Origin of the sequence: Methylosinus sp. R-45379 (assembly GCF_001644125.1) — a bacterium.
Lineage (GTDB): Bacteria > Pseudomonadota > Alphaproteobacteria > Rhizobiales > Beijerinckiaceae > Methylosinus.
Window position 1 is genome coordinate 1 of record NZ_LUUM01000251.1, and the last position, 18,634, is coordinate 18,634.

The 18,634-nt window shown below is 63.0% G+C and carries 19 protein-coding genes; 6 read left to right on the forward strand and 13 right to left on the reverse strand.

The genetic code is table 11. The features are described from left to right. Positions 1-434: helix-turn-helix domain-containing protein (locus tag A1351_RS12145; protein WP_064033090.1), on the reverse strand; the 434-nt coding region annotated here is incomplete at its 3' end. 132 nt (positions 435-566) lie between these two features. Here A1351_RS12145 and A1351_RS12150 point away from each other — a divergent pair. Further along, positions 567-1,271, forward strand: coding sequence for an IS6 family transposase (locus A1351_RS12150; RefSeq protein ID WP_064033091.1), 705 nt, complete (start codon positions 567-569; stop codon positions 1,269-1,271). Positions 1,272-1,613: 342 nt separating this feature from the next. Beyond that, complete coding sequence (locus A1351_RS12155) at positions 1,614-2,297, forward strand: hypothetical protein (protein WP_064033092.1); 684 nt, start codon at positions 1,614-1,616, stop codon at positions 2,295-2,297. A 129-nt stretch (positions 2,298-2,426) separates the two neighbouring features. Here A1351_RS12155 and A1351_RS12160 read toward each other — a convergent pair whose 3' ends face one another. Then, positions 2,427-3,170: an SDR family oxidoreductase gene (locus A1351_RS12160; RefSeq protein WP_064033120.1), complete on the reverse strand. Its 744-nt coding sequence runs from the start codon at positions 3,168-3,170 to the stop codon at positions 2,427-2,429. A 211-nt stretch (positions 3,171-3,381) separates the two neighbouring features. Beyond that, positions 3,382-3,615 carry a hypothetical protein gene (locus A1351_RS26050; protein ID WP_157096285.1) on the reverse strand — a complete coding sequence of 78 codons (234 nt, stop codon included), beginning with the start codon at positions 3,613-3,615 and terminating at the stop codon, positions 3,382-3,384. A gap of 108 nt (positions 3,616-3,723) precedes the next feature. Between A1351_RS26050 and A1351_RS12170 the strand changes: the two genes are divergently transcribed. Continuing rightward, on the forward strand, positions 3,724-5,505 hold the full coding sequence (locus A1351_RS12170; protein WP_064033094.1) for a WG repeat-containing protein: 1,782 nt from the start codon (positions 3,724-3,726) through the stop codon (positions 5,503-5,505). A 542-nt stretch (positions 5,506-6,047) separates the two neighbouring features. Here the strand turns inward: A1351_RS12170 and A1351_RS12175 are convergent. Both A1351_RS12175 and A1351_RS12180 read right to left on the reverse strand, forming a co-directional pair. Next, positions 6,048-6,695, reverse strand: a complete 648-nt coding sequence (locus tag A1351_RS12175; protein ID WP_064033121.1) for an ABC transporter ATP-binding protein — start codon at positions 6,693-6,695, stop codon at positions 6,048-6,050. Positions 6,696-6,706: 11 nt separating this feature from the next. Next, the gene (locus A1351_RS12180) at positions 6,707-7,483 is read right to left on the reverse strand and encodes a hypothetical protein (RefSeq protein WP_157096286.1); all 777 of its coding nucleotides are present in this window, start codon (positions 7,481-7,483) and stop codon (positions 6,707-6,709) included. Here A1351_RS12180 and A1351_RS12185 point away from each other — a divergent pair. Further along, positions 7,477-7,923, forward strand: coding sequence for a hypothetical protein (locus tag A1351_RS12185; RefSeq protein WP_064033096.1), 447 nt, complete (start codon positions 7,477-7,479; stop codon positions 7,921-7,923). The two genes, A1351_RS12180 and A1351_RS12185, sit on opposite strands and share 7 nt — an antisense overlap. On the opposite strand, the gene A1351_RS12190 is transcribed toward A1351_RS12185, so the two are convergent. Genes A1351_RS12190 through A1351_RS12200 form a run of 3 tightly spaced genes read right to left on the reverse strand, consistent with a single transcriptional unit; the run spans position 7,863 to position 11,509 of the window. Then, complete coding sequence (locus A1351_RS12190) at positions 7,863-9,686, reverse strand: ABC transporter ATP-binding protein (protein ID WP_064033122.1); 1,824 nt, start codon at positions 9,684-9,686, stop codon at positions 7,863-7,865. The two genes, A1351_RS12185 and A1351_RS12190, sit on opposite strands and share 61 nt — an antisense overlap. A gap of 42 nt (positions 9,687-9,728) precedes the next feature. Further along, the gene (locus A1351_RS12195; RefSeq protein ID WP_064033097.1) at positions 9,729-10,826 is read right to left on the reverse strand and encodes an ATP-binding protein; all 1,098 of its coding nucleotides are present in this window, start codon (positions 10,824-10,826) and stop codon (positions 9,729-9,731) included. Continuing rightward, complete coding sequence (locus A1351_RS12200) at positions 10,823-11,509, reverse strand: response regulator (protein WP_064033098.1); 687 nt, start codon at positions 11,507-11,509, stop codon at positions 10,823-10,825. The genes A1351_RS12195 and A1351_RS12200 overlap by 4 nt, the downstream gene beginning before the upstream one ends. 247 nt (positions 11,510-11,756) lie before the next feature. Between A1351_RS12200 and A1351_RS12205 the strand changes: the two genes are divergently transcribed. Continuing rightward, on the forward strand, positions 11,757-12,950 hold the full coding sequence (locus A1351_RS12205) for an efflux RND transporter periplasmic adaptor subunit (protein WP_064033099.1): 1,194 nt from the start codon (positions 11,757-11,759) through the stop codon (positions 12,948-12,950). An 8-nt stretch (positions 12,951-12,958) separates the two neighbouring features. After that, the gene (locus A1351_RS12210) at positions 12,959-16,063 is read left to right on the forward strand and encodes an efflux RND transporter permease subunit (RefSeq protein ID WP_064033123.1); all 3,105 of its coding nucleotides are present in this window, start codon (positions 12,959-12,961) and stop codon (positions 16,061-16,063) included. Between the two features lie 324 nt (positions 16,064-16,387). Here A1351_RS12210 and A1351_RS12215 read toward each other — a convergent pair whose 3' ends face one another. From A1351_RS12215 to A1351_RS24765, 5 genes are all read right to left on the reverse strand, one after another. Then, complete coding sequence (locus A1351_RS12215) at positions 16,388-16,672, reverse strand: LysR substrate-binding domain-containing protein (protein WP_064033100.1); 285 nt, start codon at positions 16,670-16,672, stop codon at positions 16,388-16,390. A 68-nt stretch (positions 16,673-16,740) separates the two neighbouring features. Then, positions 16,741-17,106 carry a DUF6481 family protein gene (locus A1351_RS12220; RefSeq protein ID WP_064033101.1) on the reverse strand — a complete coding sequence of 122 codons (366 nt, stop codon included), beginning with the start codon at positions 17,104-17,106 and terminating at the stop codon, positions 16,741-16,743. 367 nt (positions 17,107-17,473) lie between these two features. Next, on the reverse strand, positions 17,474-17,683 hold the full coding sequence (locus A1351_RS23965) for a cold-shock protein (RefSeq protein ID WP_083967297.1): 210 nt from the start codon (positions 17,681-17,683) through the stop codon (positions 17,474-17,476). A gap of 331 nt (positions 17,684-18,014) precedes the next feature. Continuing rightward, the gene (locus A1351_RS24760; RefSeq protein WP_157096287.1) at positions 18,015-18,332 is read right to left on the reverse strand and encodes a hypothetical protein; all 318 of its coding nucleotides are present in this window, start codon (positions 18,330-18,332) and stop codon (positions 18,015-18,017) included. Between the two features lie 16 nt (positions 18,333-18,348). After that, positions 18,349-18,561 carry a hypothetical protein gene (locus A1351_RS24765; RefSeq protein ID WP_157096288.1) on the reverse strand — a complete coding sequence of 71 codons (213 nt, stop codon included), beginning with the start codon at positions 18,559-18,561 and terminating at the stop codon, positions 18,349-18,351. Positions 18,562-18,634: the final 73 nt, after the last annotated feature.

Here is an 18,634-nt window from a genome sequence, read left to right on the forward strand (position 1 = left end):
AGCTTGCGATAGCCCATCTTGCGCAGATCGCGGCTCATGGTCTGCTCCGAGACGACGACGCGGAACTCCTCGAATGTCCACTGGCACAGATCGACGATCCGCCAGCGCACGACGCCATGGATGGCCGGCGTCGGCCCTTCCTCGATGAGCGCGGCCAGCGCCGCTCGATGCGTGGCGTCAAGCCGCGAGGGTTGTCCGGGGGCCTTGCGATCGACGAGCCCGTCTGGCCCGCCGGCGTTGAAACGCAACACCCAGTCGCGAACGACCTGGAGAGTGACGCCGCCGATCTTCGCCGCCTCGCTTCGTGCGCCGCCATCATAGATCGACGCCAGGGCGAGGAGACGGCGCGCTTGCGGCCCGTCCTTCGAACGCTTCGCTATCGCCCGCAAGGAACGCGCGTCGTAATCGCCTCGAAGCCCAATCGCCGCCGCCATGGCGAACCTCCATGTGTTCGCCAAGTCGAATCAAATTTCAGCCGATTCGGGAATCCCTCACGTGAGTCGGCCTCTCGGAGGGGCGATGTCACATTAACGGGCGGGTAAGGCGAGAGGGCCGATCCTCAGGCCATGAGACCGTCGCCCGTGAGCTACAAGCGCCATCGCTTCCCGCCGCAGATCATCGCCCATGCCATCTGGCTCTATTTCCGATTCCCACTCAGCCTGCGCTTGGTCGAGGAAATGCTCCTCGAACGGGGGATCGATCTCTCCTACGAAACCATCCGTCGCTGGGCCAAGAAATTCGGTCCCGATTACGCCCATCGTCTGAAACGCAAAAAGCCCGGTCGTCGCGACGTTTGGCATCTCGACGAAGTCGTTGTCTCGATCAACGGTGAAAAGCGCTATCTCTGGCGCGCTGTCGATCAAGACGGATATGTTCTCGACGAAATCTTGCAGGTTCGCCGTAACGCCAAAGCGGCTCAGCGATTGCTGAAACGCCTTCTTCACAAGCAGGGCTGTCGCCCACAGCGCATAGTCACCGACAAGCTTGGCTCCTATGCCGTGGCGCGCCGGAAGATCATGCCTCGCGTCGAGCATCGATCGCACAAGGGTTTGAACAATCGCGCAGAAAACTCCCATGTCCCATTACGAAAGCGCGAGCGAGTGATGCAGGGGTTTCGATCATGGCGCGGGCTACAACATTTCGTCGACGTCTTCTCGGCAATCCGCAATCTCTTCGTTCCATCCAGGCCTTCCAGGCGTTCCGCCATTGCCATCCGGCTGCATCGCCTCAGGGCGATGGCGGAATGGAAGTCCGTGACGACGGCCGCTTGAGATCAGCCTGCGTGGCGTCAACGCGCCTGTATCGAGTTTACGTGACATCGCCGTGACGCTGCGGCATGCGCCGATTCGATTCCGGCGCCGCTCGACCAGATTTCTGCGGACCGCGGCGACGTCCGCTTCGACGTTGCGCTTGCACCTCGCCGCTGGCGCGGGAGACCCGGCCGGCCGCTCTCGCCGTCTGCACCAGAGCCAGTTGACGCCCTTTCTCTACGAGGCTATGCGAATTGGCAGCCGACTACACTTCCAACTCGCGAAATGTCGTGTCATCTGCGTTGGCGACGCGATCGCCTTCGTATCCTGGTGATCTTCGCGAGACGCCGGAGGCAGCTTCGCATGACCACCCGGCGTTGTGTTTTGCTCGGTCTCGCGATCGCAGGGACCACGTTGTTGTCGGGTTGCGGCAAGTGGAGTTGGAAATATCGCTATCGTCTCACTCTTTTTGTCGAGACGCCCGAGGGCGAAAAAAGCGGAGCGGCTGTGGTCGAAATCCTTGTGACCAAGGCGGCGGTTTCGCTTAATCAAATACCGATGAGTTGGGAGTTACGTGGCGAAGCGGTTTCCGTCGATCTTGGAAAAAGAGGTATATTGTACGCCCTACTTGGAGGCGGTGGCCCTAGGCAATCTTTTCTAGCACTGCCGCAAGTGGTTTTTGAACGAACTGGGGTTCTTGACCGTCGCTACACGGCCGAAGAACGCGAAAACAAGCTCGATGGGCTAAATGCTTCCGCGGAATTAACGCGCGACGAGATCCCGCTTCTGGTGCGCTTCCGCGACGTCAATGATCCGAACACGGTCGAAATCGTGGATCCCGACGCTCTTGCAAAGAACTTCGGGGAAGGCGTTCAGCTACTTCGTGCGATCATTGAAATGACAAAAGAGCCTGCGACGACCGGAATCGAGACGAAACTCGCATGGCTTTCTCAGCATTATGACCGGCAATTAGGCGGTGCTCGTTTCCCAGAGATCCGCGGATCGGTCGCCAATAACCTGAGCTCTGGATATTTCAAGGCTCCGTAAGAAGGATTTGAGTGGCATGAGGCTGCGGTGTCCAGGCCCTAGAGGCATGGTCTGCGCCCGCATGAGCGAGGGCGATAGCGCGTCATCGCTACCGTGCCGCTGCTCTTCGACGACGGAGGTGCGTGGCGATCAGATGGTCAGCGTGCACAGTCCTCCGTCGACGAGAAGGTTCTGGCCGGTGATGAAAGCGGCCTGCTCGCTGCACAGGAATGCGCATGCAGCTCCGAACTCCTCCGGCTTTCCGGCCCTTCCGGCGGGCACACGGGCTATCAGCGCATCCGCCGTCGCCCCAAGCTCGACGAGTCGTTCCGTCATCACAGTTCCAGGTAGTAGATTGTTGATCGTCACGCCATCCTTGGCGATTTGTCGAGCGACCCCCGCCACATATCCGGTGAGCGCTAGTCGGGTCGAGGTGGAGAGGTCGAGTCTTTCGACGGGCATTCTGACTGTCGCCGACGTGATGTTGACGACCCGGCCGAAGCGCCGTGCACGCATAGCGGGCGCAAACATCCGAATCATCTCGACCGCGGACAGGAAATTGGCGTCGAGCGCCTGCTCCCAATCCTCGCGCGTCAGGTCTGTGAAATCTTTGGCCGGAGGGCCGCCGGCATTGGTAACGAGGATGTCTGGATCAGCGTTCGACGCCTGGACCGCAGCGCGCCCCTGCGCCGTGCCGACATCTGCGACCACGAAGCCGGGCTGTGTTCCCGTCGCCTCAGCAATTCGTTCGGCCGCCATCTGCAGGGCTTCGGCGCGACGAGCGACGAGTGTGACATGGACGCCCTCATTGGCGAGCGCCAAGGCGCAGGCCATCCCTAGCCCACGAGAGGCGCCGCAGACGATAGCGGTTCTGTCCTGTATCCGAAGATCCATTCGGGTGCCTCCTTGCAAGACGGCAAATGTGGTCGGATCATCCGCCACCTACGATCGCGAGGAATATAAGGGTTCCATAACGCGCGTTCGACGAAATCTCGGGCCGCCCGCGCGCGCCGCCGATACCGGCGTCCGTGACCGTGGTCGGCCATCGCAGATCGGCGTCGCCCCGTTGATGCGTGCGGGATCCGCCATTCGCGTCGGCGCGACCTCAAAACAACTCGCGGACTCGCCGGGCGATCTCCCGCTCCACCGCGCGGATTTCGACGCCGATGACGTGCGTGGCGAGCGTCGGCCAACCCGCGGCGTCGGCCAGCCGTCGGCGATCTCGCCAATCCACCAGCGTCTGGTGGAGGCGCACGATCTCCAGTCCCCGGGCTTCCGCCTGGGGCAAGAAATATCCGTCGATCGCGCAGGACTGGTCGCGCAACTGGGAGCAGGTCACTCTGTTTTTCGCCTTTCCGATCGCGGTGCGGCGGATCGCATCACAGCCCATAAAATCGGACCGAATTCGTCTAGCTAAATTGGATCTGTTCGCGCTAGAATCACGTCGATGATATCCCTTTCAAACGCCGACTGCGAACAACGCTGCAACCCGAGCAAGAAGAACGTACGGGCGAGGTTGAAGCTCGCTGTAACGGTGTTCGCCGCAGCTCTTATGGGAGCCGCATATGGCGGTGGGCCGCCGATCCCCTCCTGCCGTTTTGAAGGTGCGAAATGCGGCTATGTCGACGCCGCCGGCAAGGTTATCGTCGGCCCGGAGTTCGATTGGGCGGATCGCTTTTTCGACCGGCGCGCCGTCGTTCTAAAGGACAAGAAATACGGCGCCATCAACGAGAAGGGCGAAATCGTTATTCCGCCGATCTACGAAAAGATGAGCGCTTTCGATGGCGGCATGGCCCTGTTCATGGACAGGGGCCGGATCGGCGTTGTCGACGGCGACGGCAAAACAATATTGCCGGCCCTTTATGGCGTGATTGTGCGACTGTCGAATGACGCCTTCCTCTCCGCCCGCTCCACCAGAGATAAGGACTACTTCGGATATAGGCACCTCGATTCGCTCAACTCTGTTTCCATTCACGCCTTTAATCCGACGGGCAATAAATGGGGCGTCGTTGCGCCAGGCGGCGCTTGGCGGATCGAGCCGAAATACGAACAGGTGATGCCGTTTTCCAAGAAGCCGAGCACGATGTTCTGGTCGAACGAACTTCCCGGTTACGACGGGGGGTGGCGATTGACGCGGTTAGACGGAACGACTGTCGGCGACGGCGTCTTCGAGATTGTAGGACAGATCGACGACGCCGTGGACCGCGCCGCAGTGCGACGAAACGGACGCTGGGGGGCTATCAACGCAGTCGGCGAAATCGTCATCGAGCCAAAATTCGACAAGCTCGGCGCTTTCCACAATGGGACAGCGTCCTACGTTCTCGATGGCGAGGAAGGCGAAATTGACGCCAACGGCGTTGTGCTTACGAAGAGGAAGGTGCGTCTTTCGGCCTCGGCTCATTCGTTCGAAAAAGAGCTGGTGGCGTCTGTCGACGGGGCGTTGGTATGGGCCGACAAGGCCAAAACAAGACTCTTGGACGGAGATCCGCCGCAATGTTCCGATGGACGCCGACTTTTGTTCGAAAACGGACTGGTGAAAATCGTTTCCGCGCAGGGCGTGGCGGTGCCGGACACATGGTTCCAATATGTGCAGCTGCACTGTGACGGTCAGTCGTTAGCCGAGAAAAATGGTAAATATGGCTACATTACGCGCGACGGAAAATTATTGGCGCGCCAATACTTCGATAGAGCCAGCGACTTTTATGACGGTGTAGCCGGTGTCGTCGACAACAACCTTTGGGCCGTCATCGACGGAGAAGGCGAATTTCTGCTCGGTCCGCTGAAAATGACCCACAAACTGATTGATAGTCCTTATCAAGTCGAACTCGAGAGAGGGTGGGTTCGTCTCGACAAGGCGCTCGTCGCTGAACTTGCCCGCGATCCCTCTGTCCTGTCACGTCCGTTGCCGCGACGCCACCCAATGTCCGAGGGCCTAGCCGCGCAACGCGACGAGGCGGCAGGCAAGTGGGGATTTGTCGATGGAGACGGCAAGTTCCTCATCGCGCCACAATTCGACGCGGTCGGCCCCTTCGATCATGGTGTGGCTTGGGCGGCGATTCCCGAACGGCGCGAGTGGTGCAGGATCGACAAGGCCGGGAGGATCAGCGACGAGCGGTCCTGCCACTGCCGCCAACCGCTCATCTTGTATGAGAACGGCGATGGACCGCCGGGGGAACGAGCCGACTGTTATGGGGCCGGGGTCAAAGCCATTGAAGCGTTCGATGATTGAACTGGCTGGAAGCTGTTGGACCAAGCCGACATTCGTGCGCATGAAATGATGGCGTCGCCAAAGTTGCGATTATCCGACGCGGCCCTCGACCACCGCCTTTGCTACGCCTGCCACGGGTTCAATGGGTTCGAAGGTCGCCGAGCGGAACGCAGCCACAGGCGTGTGCGCCTCGAGCGGCCGATTGCATCTTCTCGCGGTGACTGACCGCGACGTCCAGATCTGAATGGACGCGCACGCCCGGTCGGGTCGGCTCTTAGGCCTTCGAAGGCGCGCTATGGTTCATGCGAGATCGTATTCGTAACGCGAATAGCCCGCTTCCTCTCGCATTCGCCTCCGGGCGCAAATCCGCCGCGGAGATGGCCCGGCCGCGGGACGATCTCACGCTTCGTCTCCCATGACCGCGCAACATCAACACCCAAGGCAATTTCTTAGAGTGCGTTTTGTGGAAGATTCCACGATGATCCCAATAGTTCATCGCAAGCCGTTCGATGACGTGACGCGAGTGGAGTGGTTCAGCTTGGAATAGGTCTTCTCTATCGGGTCTATGTCCGGGCCGAGCTGCAAGCGCCACGGTTCATCAGCAGAGTTTCGAGCGCGATGACGGCCGCGCCCGCGGTCTCGACAAATTCCGCGTCATGGCTGGCGTACACTATGGTTCTGGACCGCGCCTCCGCGCGAAACATCCGGGCGAGAAGGTCTCGCGCTGCGAGATCGAGCCCGTTGCTCGGCTCGTCGAGCAGCATGACCCGCGCTTCCCCGATCCATGCCGCGCAGAGCACGAATTTCTTCTGCGAGCCGAGCGACAGATCGGAAAAGCGCGTGTCGAGGACAGCGCCGAGGGCGAAGCCTTCGACGAGGCCGAGTGCGACATCGGCAACGCGCGCCTTCTTGATCATGGCGACGAAGTCGAGAAGCTCGCGCCCGGTCATGAACGGATAGGCGGGGCTTTCATCGGGCGCATAGGACAAGAGCTGGCGCGCGGGGCGCGGCTCCTCGCGTAGATTGCGCCCATCGATCCAAATGTCTCCGCCATCGGCGGGCTCGGCGCCGGCGAGCAGCGCGAGCAGTGTGGATTTTCCGATCCCGTTCGCGCCCTGCAACGCAAAGACTCCGGCGCCGAGTGCAAAGCTCACTCCATCCAGAATGCGTTTCTCGCCGTAGGACTTGCTCAAGCCATCTACCCGCAGCATCGGCTCCTCCTTCATCGCGCGATGGCGGCCATCGCCGCGGTGGACCAGAGCCCTGCAAGCGCCACGGTGAGCAGCACGGCGTGTCTCCCGCCATGCGTGACCTGGAAGCGCATAGCGGCGAGAAGCGCCAAGTCGGCTCCGGCGAGGCCGAGGAGCGTCGCCGAGGCGGCCAGTCGATGCGTTGCCGCCGGGATCGACAGCAGGAGCAGCGGCAGCGCGCCGACCCCCGCGACCAGCGCCATGTCGCGCACCGGCCAATAGGCCGGACGAACCGGAAGCGTGCGCAGATAATGCGCCATGGTCCGGTGGGCGGCGGCCAAAATTCGGTAGACGCCGCTCAGCAGAATCGCGATTCCCGCCAGAGCGGTGATGATCGTCGGCAGAGACCGCGAATCATAGGAGAAGACGTCGACGAGCACATCCGCTCCGATCGCGAGGCTGATGGCCGCCCCGATGCGCAGCGCGACCGAGGTGGAATGCGCCGCGAGGGCCTTGCCCTGAATGAGCAGTGGAGGGGGCGGCGGCGGAAGCAGGCGGCGTCGTTTCGAGGCCGCTTTTCGCAGAGCGTATCGCGCGGCGATCGAGGACCCGGTTGTCCAGTCGCGCCCATTCCGGGCTCGCGCTTCTGCAGCGCGGCCGACGCCAATCCCGCCGGCGACCGCTACGCGGCCCGCCACCAGCTGATCGCGGCAGCCGCCGGCGTCCCCTTCGAGCGACTGCATCCGCCCGTCGAGGACAGCGACTGGAACGACATGCTCGACCAACGAGAAAGGACCACACCATGACATTGCACCGCGCCTGGATGCTGCTCAAATCGGGCGGTCGGCTCGACCTGCTCGATCCGAAGCCGGACGCCTGGACCGACGAGGATCTGGCGATCGGGCTGTCGCGCGCCTATCGCTGGGGCGGATATTCGGCATGGGATCTGCCGCTCAGCGTCGCCCAGCACAGCCTCGCCGTCCTGGCCCTGCGCGAACGCGAAGGAAAGCTCATCCCCCGTGTGTCTCTGCACGAGCTATTTCGCGATGCGACCGAGGCGTTGCTCGGGGGCTTCGACCCGATCGCGCCTTTGAAGCCGCATCTCGGCGAAGGATTCGCACGGCTCGATCGGCAGCTGCAACAAGCTGTCGATCGACGCTACCGCCTGCCGCCGTGGAACGACGAGAGCTACACCCTCCATAACGCATCTTGCCGATCGAGATGCGACCGCATCACCAGTTCCGAATAGGTTCGTCCTTGGGAAACGAGCTCGTCGTGTGTGCCGCGCTCGACGATCCGGCCCTTCTGCAAGACGATGATTTGGTCGGCCTGCCTCACCGTCGAGAGGCGGTGGGCGATCGTAATGGTCGTGCGTCCCTGCGATAGCCCAGCCAGCGCGGACGCCATGGCGTGCTCTGTCTTGGCGTCGAGGGCGCTGGTCGCTTCGTCGAGCAGCAGGATCGGCGGATCGCGTAAGATAACGCGCGCGAGCGCCAGCCTTTGCTTCTCGCCGCCCGAAAAGCGATAGCCTCTCTCCCCGACCAGCGTCTCGTAGCGGTCGGGCAAGGCCATGATCGTCTCGTGGATCTGGGCGATGCGCGCAGCCCTCGCGAGCTGATCGTCGGACGCTTCCGGGCGGCCGAAGCGCAGATTCTCTGCGACGGTCGCATGGAGCAGATAGGGTTCCTGCGTCACGACGCCGAGCATGTCGGCCAGCGTCTCGAAGCGAAGCGCGCGAATATCGACGCCGTCGAAGGAGATGATGCCTGCGTTCACGTCATAGAGTCGCGCGAGGAGATAGCCGAGCGTGGTCTTGCCGGAGCCGGTCGCGCCGACAATGGCGACATGGCCGCCGGCCGGAATGTCGATGGAGATGTCGCGCAGTGCGGGAGTCGCGGCGCCAGGATAGAAAAACGAGACACTTGCTACCTGGACCGCGCCGCGCATGTCCGCCCGGTCGAGTGCGACCGCGTCGGCGTGTTGCGTGATCTCGACCGGCTTGTCGAGATACGCGAAGATCCGCGCGAAAAGCGCGCGGGTCGTTCGCATCTCCCGCGCGATATCCAAAAGCTGCTCGAGCGGCCACAATAGCTGCTCCTGTAGCGCGATCATGGCGACGAGCGTGCCGATGGTGATCGGCGTGTCGGCCTGTATCAGCAGTCCGCCGACCAGCAGCGTCAGCGCCGGAAGCACGGAGAGCGCGAGGTTGATGAGCGCCCATTGCCATTCGCCCGCCGTATGCGCGCGGGCTTCGAGTTCCGCCACCTCACCAGAGAGGCTCGAGAAGCGATGTGACAAATGCTGGCCGCGGTTCATCGTTCTGGCGAGGATCACGCCGGAAATCGAAAGCGTCTCCTGTATCGCCGACGACATGTCGGCGATGCGCTCGTGCTGCTCGAAAAGAAGCTTTTCGCGCATTCGCGCGACCCGATTGCTGATCGCCACTGTTCCGGGAACGATCAGAAAGACGAAGAGAGCCAATCGCCATTCGAGCAGCAGGATCGCCGCGGCGGTCATGACCACCGTGGCCGAGGAACGCGCCAGCTCGTTCGCGCTAGTGGTCACCAGCGATTGCAGCCCGGAAATATCGCTGGCGATGCGGGACTGAATTTCTCCCGCGCGCGTCGCCGTGAAGAAGCCGAGAGACAAGGATTGAAGGTGCGAATACACCTTCACCCTCAGATCATGCATGATCGCCTGTCCGATCCTGACCGACAATATCACCTGCGTCGTGCTGAGGCACGTCGATAAGCCGGCGACGAATAGCAAGACCGCGACCAGCGCGACGAGCTGATGCAGATCGGAACGGGGCAGAGCCTCGTCGATGATTGCCCGCAAGAGAAAAGGCGATGACATGCCCGCGCCCGCGCCGAGGAGCATCAGGAGCACGACAGTGACGATCTTGGCGCGGTAAGGCTCGAACAGTCCGAGAATGCGGCGCAGAGACACATGCGTGGCTGCGAGTTTCGTGTAATCGTTCTCGGGTCGGTCCGTGGCAGGCGAAGCTGTCATTCGATCGTCCATGCTCGTTCGATCAGTTTCACGGCGGCGCCGTCATTCGGCAGGCGCGTCGCCGCCGATGCGATCGCGCGCTCGGGCGAGCGGCAGAACGATCTCGAAGATTGCGCCGCCGGTCGCGGACGCTCTGTATTGCGCGCGGCCGTGATGCGCTTCCGCTATGGCGCGTACCACGGAGAGGCCGAGGCCCGCGCCGCCATGTCGACGCGAGCGTGAGGCTTCCGCCCGGCTGAATGTATCGAACGCATGGGGCGTGAAGTCGGGAGTGAGGCCCGGCCCTTGGTCCTCGACGGCGATCGCGATGTTGTCCTCCTCCGCTCTTGTCGAAACGCGCAAAAGCCCCGGCGTCGCATAGCGTTCTGCGTTTTCGAGAAGCGCGAGCAGCGCCTGCCGCAATCGAACGCCGTCGCAGGCCAGGACGATTCGGCGAGCGTCGATCTCGATCGTGAAGCCGGCCTCGACGAGGGCGGGCCGCATGGCGTCGACGGCCTGTCTAATCTCCCGCTCGAGATCGGTCGGCTCGAAACGCATCTCCAGCCGGCGACTCTCCGACAGAGTGACGATGCGCAAATCGTCGACGAGGCGCGACAAGCCCTCCACTTGCGACAGGAGGTTTTGAAACAATTCGTCGCTCGGCTCGAACACGCCGTCGGCGAGGCCGTGCAGCCGGCCCCGCAGGATCGTCAACGGCGTGCGGAGCTCATGCGCGATCGCGGCATTCCAGGAGGCCATCGCCGCGACGCTGTCCTCGAGGCGTTGCGCCATTGCATTGAAGTCGTCCACCAGGCGAGCTGTTTCGCCGAGCGATCTGTCGCCGGGCGAGGCCCGCGCCGTGAGATCGCCGGCGGCGATGCTGCGCGCGCCTTCGGCGAGCGAGTTGAGAGGCACGAGAATCCGCTTCGTCAAGCGAAGCGCAGCGAAGATCGCGATGACGAGAGCAACGAGCAGCAGGACCGCGATCAGCACGAAGTCCGGCGCCTCGGGAAGAAGCGGCGGCGGCCCGGGCGGCGGCGGGTAGTAGGTCAGATAGATACCGTAGAAGGTGAAGGAGCCGACGAAAACGATCATCACCGCGACGGCGACGACAGCGCTCATCGACAGCGTGATCTGTCGGCTCAAACGATAGCGGGTCATGGCGCCGCCAGCCGATAGCCGACGCCGCGCACGACATTCATCAGGCCGGTCGCGCCGGCCTCGTCGAGCTTGCGGCGCAGATTGCTCATATGACTGTCGACGGTCCGCTCCAGCGCGTCGCCGCCGGGCAGACAGGCGTCGACCAGCTCGCTGCGGCTGAACGCGCGCGAGGGCGATTTCGCCATATGCGCGAGGAGGCGGAATTCCGTCAGCGTCAGGGGCAGGGGCGCTGTCGCATTGCCGTCTCGCACCTTGGCGAGAAAGCCTTCGAGATCGATCTCGAGTTTGCCGATCCGCAAGACCGAGCTGTCGGCGCGGGCATTGGTTCGCCGCAGAACCGCTTTGACGCGCGCGACGATTTCCGCCGGATTGAACGGCTTCACCACATAATCGTCGGCGCCGAGACGCAATCCCTGCAGGCGCTCTATGTCCTCGTCGAGCGCGGTGATCATGATGACCGGCGTATCGCCGCGGCGCCGCAGCTCGGCCAGAGTCTCCCAGCCGTCGACATTCGGCATATTCACATCCAGCAAGACGATGTCCGGCTTCAGAATCGCATGCTGATCGAGCGCGATCCGGCCATCCGCAGCGCTCACGGTTCGCAGCCCTTCCCGCGCCAGATAGGCATCCAGAATCGCGGTGATTTCCGGTTCGTCGTCGGCGATGAGAACGAGCTCGTTCATCGTCGAACGCTCGCGGGCTTGCTGACTGGGCTCATCGGTCCTCGCGGGTGGGACGGCGCCTTCGCGTGCTCTGGCCGCCCCGACATATGGCCGAATTTCCGGCCGCTGCAAACGGCCCCCGACGCCTCGAGAGCGCGGACATCCGCGGTCTCCATCAAATCTCCATCGAATCTGCACGATTCTCGAACGGCGACGGCGTAGGTCACGATCGAACCCGAAGCCTCGGCAATATTCTCGAAAGCGCGCCATGAATTTTCGTCCGACGATCGCCGCCTTCACCGCCGGCGTCGCGCTCGCCGGATGCGACTTCATTTCGCGGGACCGAGCCAAGGCGTCGCCCGAGCGGCCCGAGGTGGGCGTCGTCACCTTGCATCCTCGAAATGTCGCCATCTCCTCCGAGCTGCCCGGCCGCATTGTTGCTTCGCTGGTGGCGGAAGTGCGGCCGCAAGTGGCGGGGATCATTCAGAAGAGGCTGTTCCAGGAGGGCGGCGAGGTCGCCGAGGGCGCGCCGCTCTATCAGATCGATCCCGCCCACTATCGTGCCGCGCACGACAGCGCCTTCGCCGCCTTGCAGAAGGCCGAGGCTGCCGTGCCCAGCGCTCGAGCCAAGGTCGAGCGCTATCAAGGGCTGATAAAAAAGAACGCCGTCAGCACGCAGGATCTCGAGGAGGCCGTCGGGGCTCTGGCCCAGGCGCGCGCTGATGTGGCGACGGCGCAGGCGAATGTCGCGAGCGCCAAGATCAATCTCGACTATACGACGATCAAGGCGCCGATCGGCGGCCGCGCGGACAAATCCTCGCTCACGCAAGGCGCGCTGGTGACGGCCGGTCAGGCCGACACGCTCACCACCATTCGCACGCTCGATCCGATCTATGTCGACCTCACCCGATCGAGCGCCGCCTTGCTCGATCTGAGACAGGCCATCGACGAGGGCCGCGTCCGATCGTCGGAGCGCAAAGTCGATGTGAAGCTGAAGCTCGAAAATGGCTGGGTCTATCCGATGACCGGACGGCTCGAATTCACAGAGGCCAAAGTCAGCCAGACGACCGGAACCGCGACAGTGCGGGTGGTCTTCCCCAATCCGTCGCGACTGCTTCTGCCGGGAATGTACGCCCGGGCGATCGTCGAGGAAGGCGTCGCGCCCGGCGCGTTCCTCGTCCCTCAGCGCGCGGTCGTCCGCAACGTCAAGGGGCAGGCGACGGCGCTGGTGCTCGGCAAGGACGATAAGATCGAAGAGCGCACGCTCTCCGTCGGCAGGACGGTCGGCAATAATTGGCTGGTCACGGCGGGGCTCGGCGACGGCGACCGCGTGGTTGTCGAAGGCCTGCAGCTCGTGCGCGCCGGGCAACCGGCGACAGGCGTCGAGGTCGTGATCGACGACGCCACCGGCGACCTGCGCGAGCGTGAGCCGACGACGATGAAAATCCAGGCGAAAGGCTGACGCGCGTGATCTCCGCATTTTTTATCGTCCGTCCGATCTTCGCTTCGGTGATCGCGATCGTCGTCATGCTCGGCGGCCTGCTGGCGCTCATCGGCCTGCCGGTCTCGCAATATCCGGAGATCGCGCCGCCGACGATCCAGATCACCGCCACCTATCCTGGAGCAGATGCGCGGACGGTCGAGAATTCGGTCACCAAGATCATCGAGCAAGGCATGACCGGCCTCGACCATCTCGACTACATGACCTCGACGTCGACATCGACCGGCCAGACCGACATCACCCTCACCTTCACCAACGCCGCCAATCCGGATGTGGCGCAGATGCAGGTGCAGAACAAGCTGCAGCTCGTCACCGCGCTGCTGCCGACCATGGTTCAGTCCAATGGACTCACCGTCACCAAATCGTCGAATGCCTTTCTGATGGTCGTCGGCTTCGTCTCGACCGACGGCAAGATGACCGGCACGGATCTGTCGGATTACGTCAAGAGCGCGCTCAACGACACGCTGAAACGGGTCGAAGGCGTCGGAAACACGCAGCTCTTCGGCGCCGGCTATGCGATGCGCATTTGGCTCGATCCGGACAGGCTCGCCGGATATGCGCTGAACCCGAGCGATGTCGCGAGCGCGATTCAGGCGCAGAACGCGCAAGTGTCGGCAGGACAGCTCGGCGGTCTGCCGGCGCGCAGAGGGCAGCAGCTCAACGCCACCGTCACGGCGCAGAGTCGCCTGCAGACGCCGGAGCAGTTCCGGAACGTCATTGTTAAAAGCGCGGCCGATGGATCGCTTGTTCGCATCGGCGATGTCGCGACCGTCGAGCTCGGCGCCGAGGATTATGTCAGCGCCTCCACCTATAATGGCGCGCCGGCGACCGGCCTCGCCATCAATCTGGCGACGGGCGCGAATGCGGTTCATACGGCCGCATTGGTGAAAGCGGCGATCGAGCGGCTCGCGCCGACTTTCCCCGAAGGCGTGAAAGTCGTCTATCCCTACGACACGACGCCTTTCGTCAAAATCTCGATCGAGCAGGTGACTCACACGCTGATCGAGGCGATCGCGCTCGTCTTTCTCGTCATGCTGGCCTTTCTGCACAATATTCGCGCCACGCTCATTCCGACGCTCGCCGTGCCGGTGGTGCTGCTCGGAACCTTCGGCGTTCTGGCGGTGGCGGGATATTCGATCAACACGCTCACAATGTTCGCCATGGTGCTGGCGATCGGGCTCTTGGTCGACGACGCCATCGTCGTGGTCGAGAATGTCGAACGCATCATGCATGAGGAAGGCCTGTCGCCGCGCGAGGCGACGGTCAAATCCATGAGCGAGATCACCGGCGCGCTCATCGGCATCACGACGGTCTTGTCCGCGGTCTTCGTGCCGATGGCGTTCTTCGGCGGCTCGGTCGGCGTCATCTATCGCCAGTTCTCGGTCACAATCGTTTCGGCCATGGCGCTGTCGGCCGGCGTCGCGCTGATCCTGACGCCGGCGCTCTGCGCGGCGCTTCTTCGTCCGCCGAAGCCGGGCGCGGAGAAGGTCGGCTTGTTCCGTTGGTTCGATCGCAACATGGAACGCGGCGCCGACGCCTATCGAGATGGCGCGGCCGCTGTTCTGCGGCGCCCGAGACGTGGATTTGCCGCTCTCGCCGTGATGACGATCGCGGCCGCCGCGCTGTTCACGCGCTTGCCGAGCTCGTTTCTGCCGCAGGAGGATCAGGGCTATCTGATGGTCAGCGTGCAGCTGCCTGTCGGCGCGACCAGCGACCGCACGGAACGTGCGCTCGATCAGGTGACGCGCTATTTCCTCGATCAGGAGGGCAAGGCCGTCGATGGCGTCATGACAGTGAGGGGCTTCGCCTTCAGCGGCCTCGGCCAGAATGTCGGCATGGCGTTCGTCGGCCTGCGCGACTTTTCAGAACGTAAGGCGTCCGATATGTCCGCGACCGCAGTGACAGAGCGCGCGACGGCGGCGCTCTCGGGCATTCGCGACGCGCAGGTTTTCGTGCTGGCGCCGCCCGCGATCGAGGGATTGGGCACGAGCAGCGGCTTCGATTTCTATCTCGAGGATATGACCGGCGCCGGCCACGAAAAGCTCTTGGCCGCGCGAGACCATCTGCTCGCCGCAGCGGCGCGGAGCAGGCTCTTGAATGGCGTGCGGCCGAACGGCCAGGACGACACGCCGCAATTTGCGATCGAGGTCGATCAGGAAAAAGCGAGCGCCCTCGGCGTCGGGCTTTCCGACGTCAACGCCACACTGTCGACGGCCTGGGGCGGCGCCTATGTGAACGACTTCATCGATCGCGGCCGCGTCAAAAAGGTCTATCTGCAATCGGCCGCCGATTTCCGAATGCAGCCGGACGATCTCGACCGTTGGCATGTCCGCGGCGCGTCGGGCGAGATGGCGCCCTTCTCGTCTTTCGCGTCCGGCCGCTGGGCGTTCGGCTCGCCGCGCCTCGAACGTTACAACGGATCGCCCGCCGTCCAGATCCAGGGCGGGGCTGCGATCGGCGCCAGCTCCGGCGACGCCATGACGGAGATCGACCGTCTGGTCGCCAGTCTGCCATCTGGATTCGCCCATGAATGGACGAGCCTGTCGCGGCAGGAGCGTCTCTCGGGCAATCAGGCCACGGCGCTCTATGCGATCTCGGTCCTCGTCGTCTTCCTGTGCCTCGCCGCGCTCTATGAGAGCTGGACGGTCCCACTCGCCGTCATGCTGTGCGCGCCGATCGGCGTGCTCGGCGCGCTCGTCGCCGCGCTGATGTTCGGCCAGGCCAATGACGTCTATTTCAAGGTCGGCCTGCTGACGACGATCGGGCTCGTCGCCAAGAACGCAATTTTGATCGTCGAATTCGCGCTCGACCACCAAAGGGTGGGAATGGATGTCATCGAGGCGACGCTGCTCGCGGCGCGCCAGCGGCTGCGCCCGATCGTGATGACCTCCTTCGCCTTCATCCTCGGAGTCGCGCCGCTCGCCTTCGCTGGCGGCGCCGGCTCGGCCGCGCAAAACGCGATCGGCGTCGGCGTCATGGGCGGCATGATCGCAGCGACGACGCTCGCCATCTTCTTCGTTCCGCTGCTGTTCGTCGCCACCTTTCGTTGTCACGTCCCGCCAAACAAGAGCTGAAGTCTTCGGGCCAGCCGCACGATTGGCGTTGATCTCGTTTCAAAGATTTTTTCGGGAGCAATTATCGTGGAAAGGCGAATAGCTCTCACGGACATAGACCGCCCTGGAGAGGCGCTCGAAGTCGATATCATCGCCGCCGACGAGACGTCGTTGACGCTTGCGGTGCCGAACACGTCCGTGAAATTTCGATTATTCCGCCATAGGCGAGATGCTGCCTATCAAGGATCATTGGGCGGGCGGAGCTTTTGCTACGTTCCGCTGGCCGTCGAGGCGGGAAAGAGCCTCACAAAACGGAGAAAATAGAACGTCCGGCGCCTGAAAGCGTCAAGTGAAATTGTCAGGATGGAGGCGCGCACGGATTTTTGTCGCGACGCTGGGATCAGCCGGCCGAGGGCGCGAAACTCGTCGCCGCGGCGCGAGGATTTGCGTCAGACGAAGCCCGATGATCCGGCGCGGCTCCGGCGGCTCGATCCGCAGCACGCGGACGCTTCCTCTCGCCGTTTCGATCGGCAGGCTCATCTCCGGGAGCAGCGCGCAGCCCATGTCCGCCGAGACCATCTGAACCAGCGTCGTCAGATTGGTCATGCCGAAAGTGTCGATGTTCAGCACATTGCGGCTCTCGCAATAGCTGTTCGACCATTTGCGGACGCCGATCGCCGGTCAGGCGACGGTCGTCGCTATTTGCGGGCCTTTCGGGCGGCATAGCGTGCGTCTCTGGCCGCCTTGCGTTCGGCCGCAGAAGCAACGTCACGCGCCGCCTGTTCGGCGGCTCTCGCGTCGCGTTCCGCCTGCTCGGCCTTCAGAACAGTTTCGCGCGCGGCTCGGTCTTCAGCCGCGCGGGCTTCGGCGGCGAGGCGGGCGGCTTCGCGTTCTCCGGCTCGCGCCTCGCGCGCGGCGATGATCGCCTGCCGGGCCGTCAGCCGCTCGGCCGCGCCCTCATTGATTTGGGCCGTCAAGACGCGGAATTTTTCCAGCTTTGCTTTTTTCGCCGCCTCGGCGGCGTTTCGACGCTCGCCAAAATCGGAATTCTTGAACAGGGCCATACTTTCACGTCCTCGCTGACCTAGATTGCTCCACTACTTTCGAGACACTTAAGGCCTCGCGCTCTCAGGACAAAATTTAGCTGAACGCGTATCGCGGACTGGAGAGGGCCTGCGCTGAGGCGAGCCCCGACCGATAGAAAAGCCTCCACCGTGACCAACGATCATGACGGTCACGACCACGATCATGATCACGGCGACCACGACCACGGCGACGGGCATGACCATTGCGGCCACAGGCATGGCCATGGCGCCCATCGCGGACACCGCGTATCCCAGCCCGGGCGCGAGGCGGACCTCTTCTAAAATGGGCCGCCGCGAACAGCGACCCATTGTCGATGCGGCGGAAAACCGCCACTCGTGCGTCGGCTCAGATTTCCTTGAGCTGATCGGCAGAGGTTTTGCCGGTGCGGCGGTCCTGGGCGAGTTCGTAGCTCACCTTCTGGCCTTCGCGCAGATCGCGCAGACCGGCGCGCTCGACGGCGCTAATATGAACGAAAACATCCGGGCCGCCTTCATCGGGCTGGATGAAGCCGAAGCCCTTTTGACCATTGAACCATTTCACCGTTCCGGTAGCCATTTCGTCTCTCCAGGCATGTATCGGGAGAAGGCCCGCATGCGCGGGGCCGGGTCGATCGATGTTTGGAAGAGGTCGTCAGCGGCTTCGTTCCCAAAGCAAGTCCAAGTCGTCATGCCGAAAATCGATGGATGCGAGAAATAGTGGCCTGCGGCGCTGATTGCAACGCCGAGACACCCCTGCTGGCGATTGCCATCAAACGGGTATCGCGCGAAACTCCTCAATCCCGGATACCTCCCGCAGCCCTTCCGGAGCCGCTTCGATGGTTTCGAAGGTCGCCTCGCCGAATGCCGCGACAATTCTGTTTTTTCCCAAATTTAGGAAAAAGCGAAAGTCAGCCGTTGTAAGGCATTGATTTTGCTGACCGCGATTTTCTGATTTTTGCCTGGAATTCGCAACCGAATTCCCCGTCTATGCCGCCCGCACCGAGAAAGGTGAGGAGATCGCCGCCGGGAACCATGACCAACGCCAACGCGGAGGCTCTCGCCGGCATGGCGCCGGTCACCCACGAATCCGAACGTTGGAAGGGAGAACGCCACGTCGAAGGCGGTCGCCGGTCGGCACGGCGCTGTTCGTCGGCGCCCAGGTCGCCACCCGGCGACCCAACGAGCGGTACGACATGATAGGCGCCGTTGGATATCGGATCTGTCATTCGCGTCCTCTCGACTTCAAAATAATTCGCGGACTTGCCGGGCGACATCCCGTTGCAGCGCGCAGACTTCGATGTCGATGATTTGGGCGGCGGGCGCTGGCCAACCCTCGGCATAAGCCAGACGACGGAGGTCCCGCCAATCCTCCAGCATCTGGTGTAGGCGCACGATTTCCTGGCCCCGTGCTTCGACCTGCGGGCCATTGCCTGCTTTTTTGTTTCCTAAGTCCATGCCCGCGGCTCCGTCGTCGCTCGCCAGTGAGAGGGGTCGTGATTTGCATTTTCACGAGCCTCGTTTACGAGCC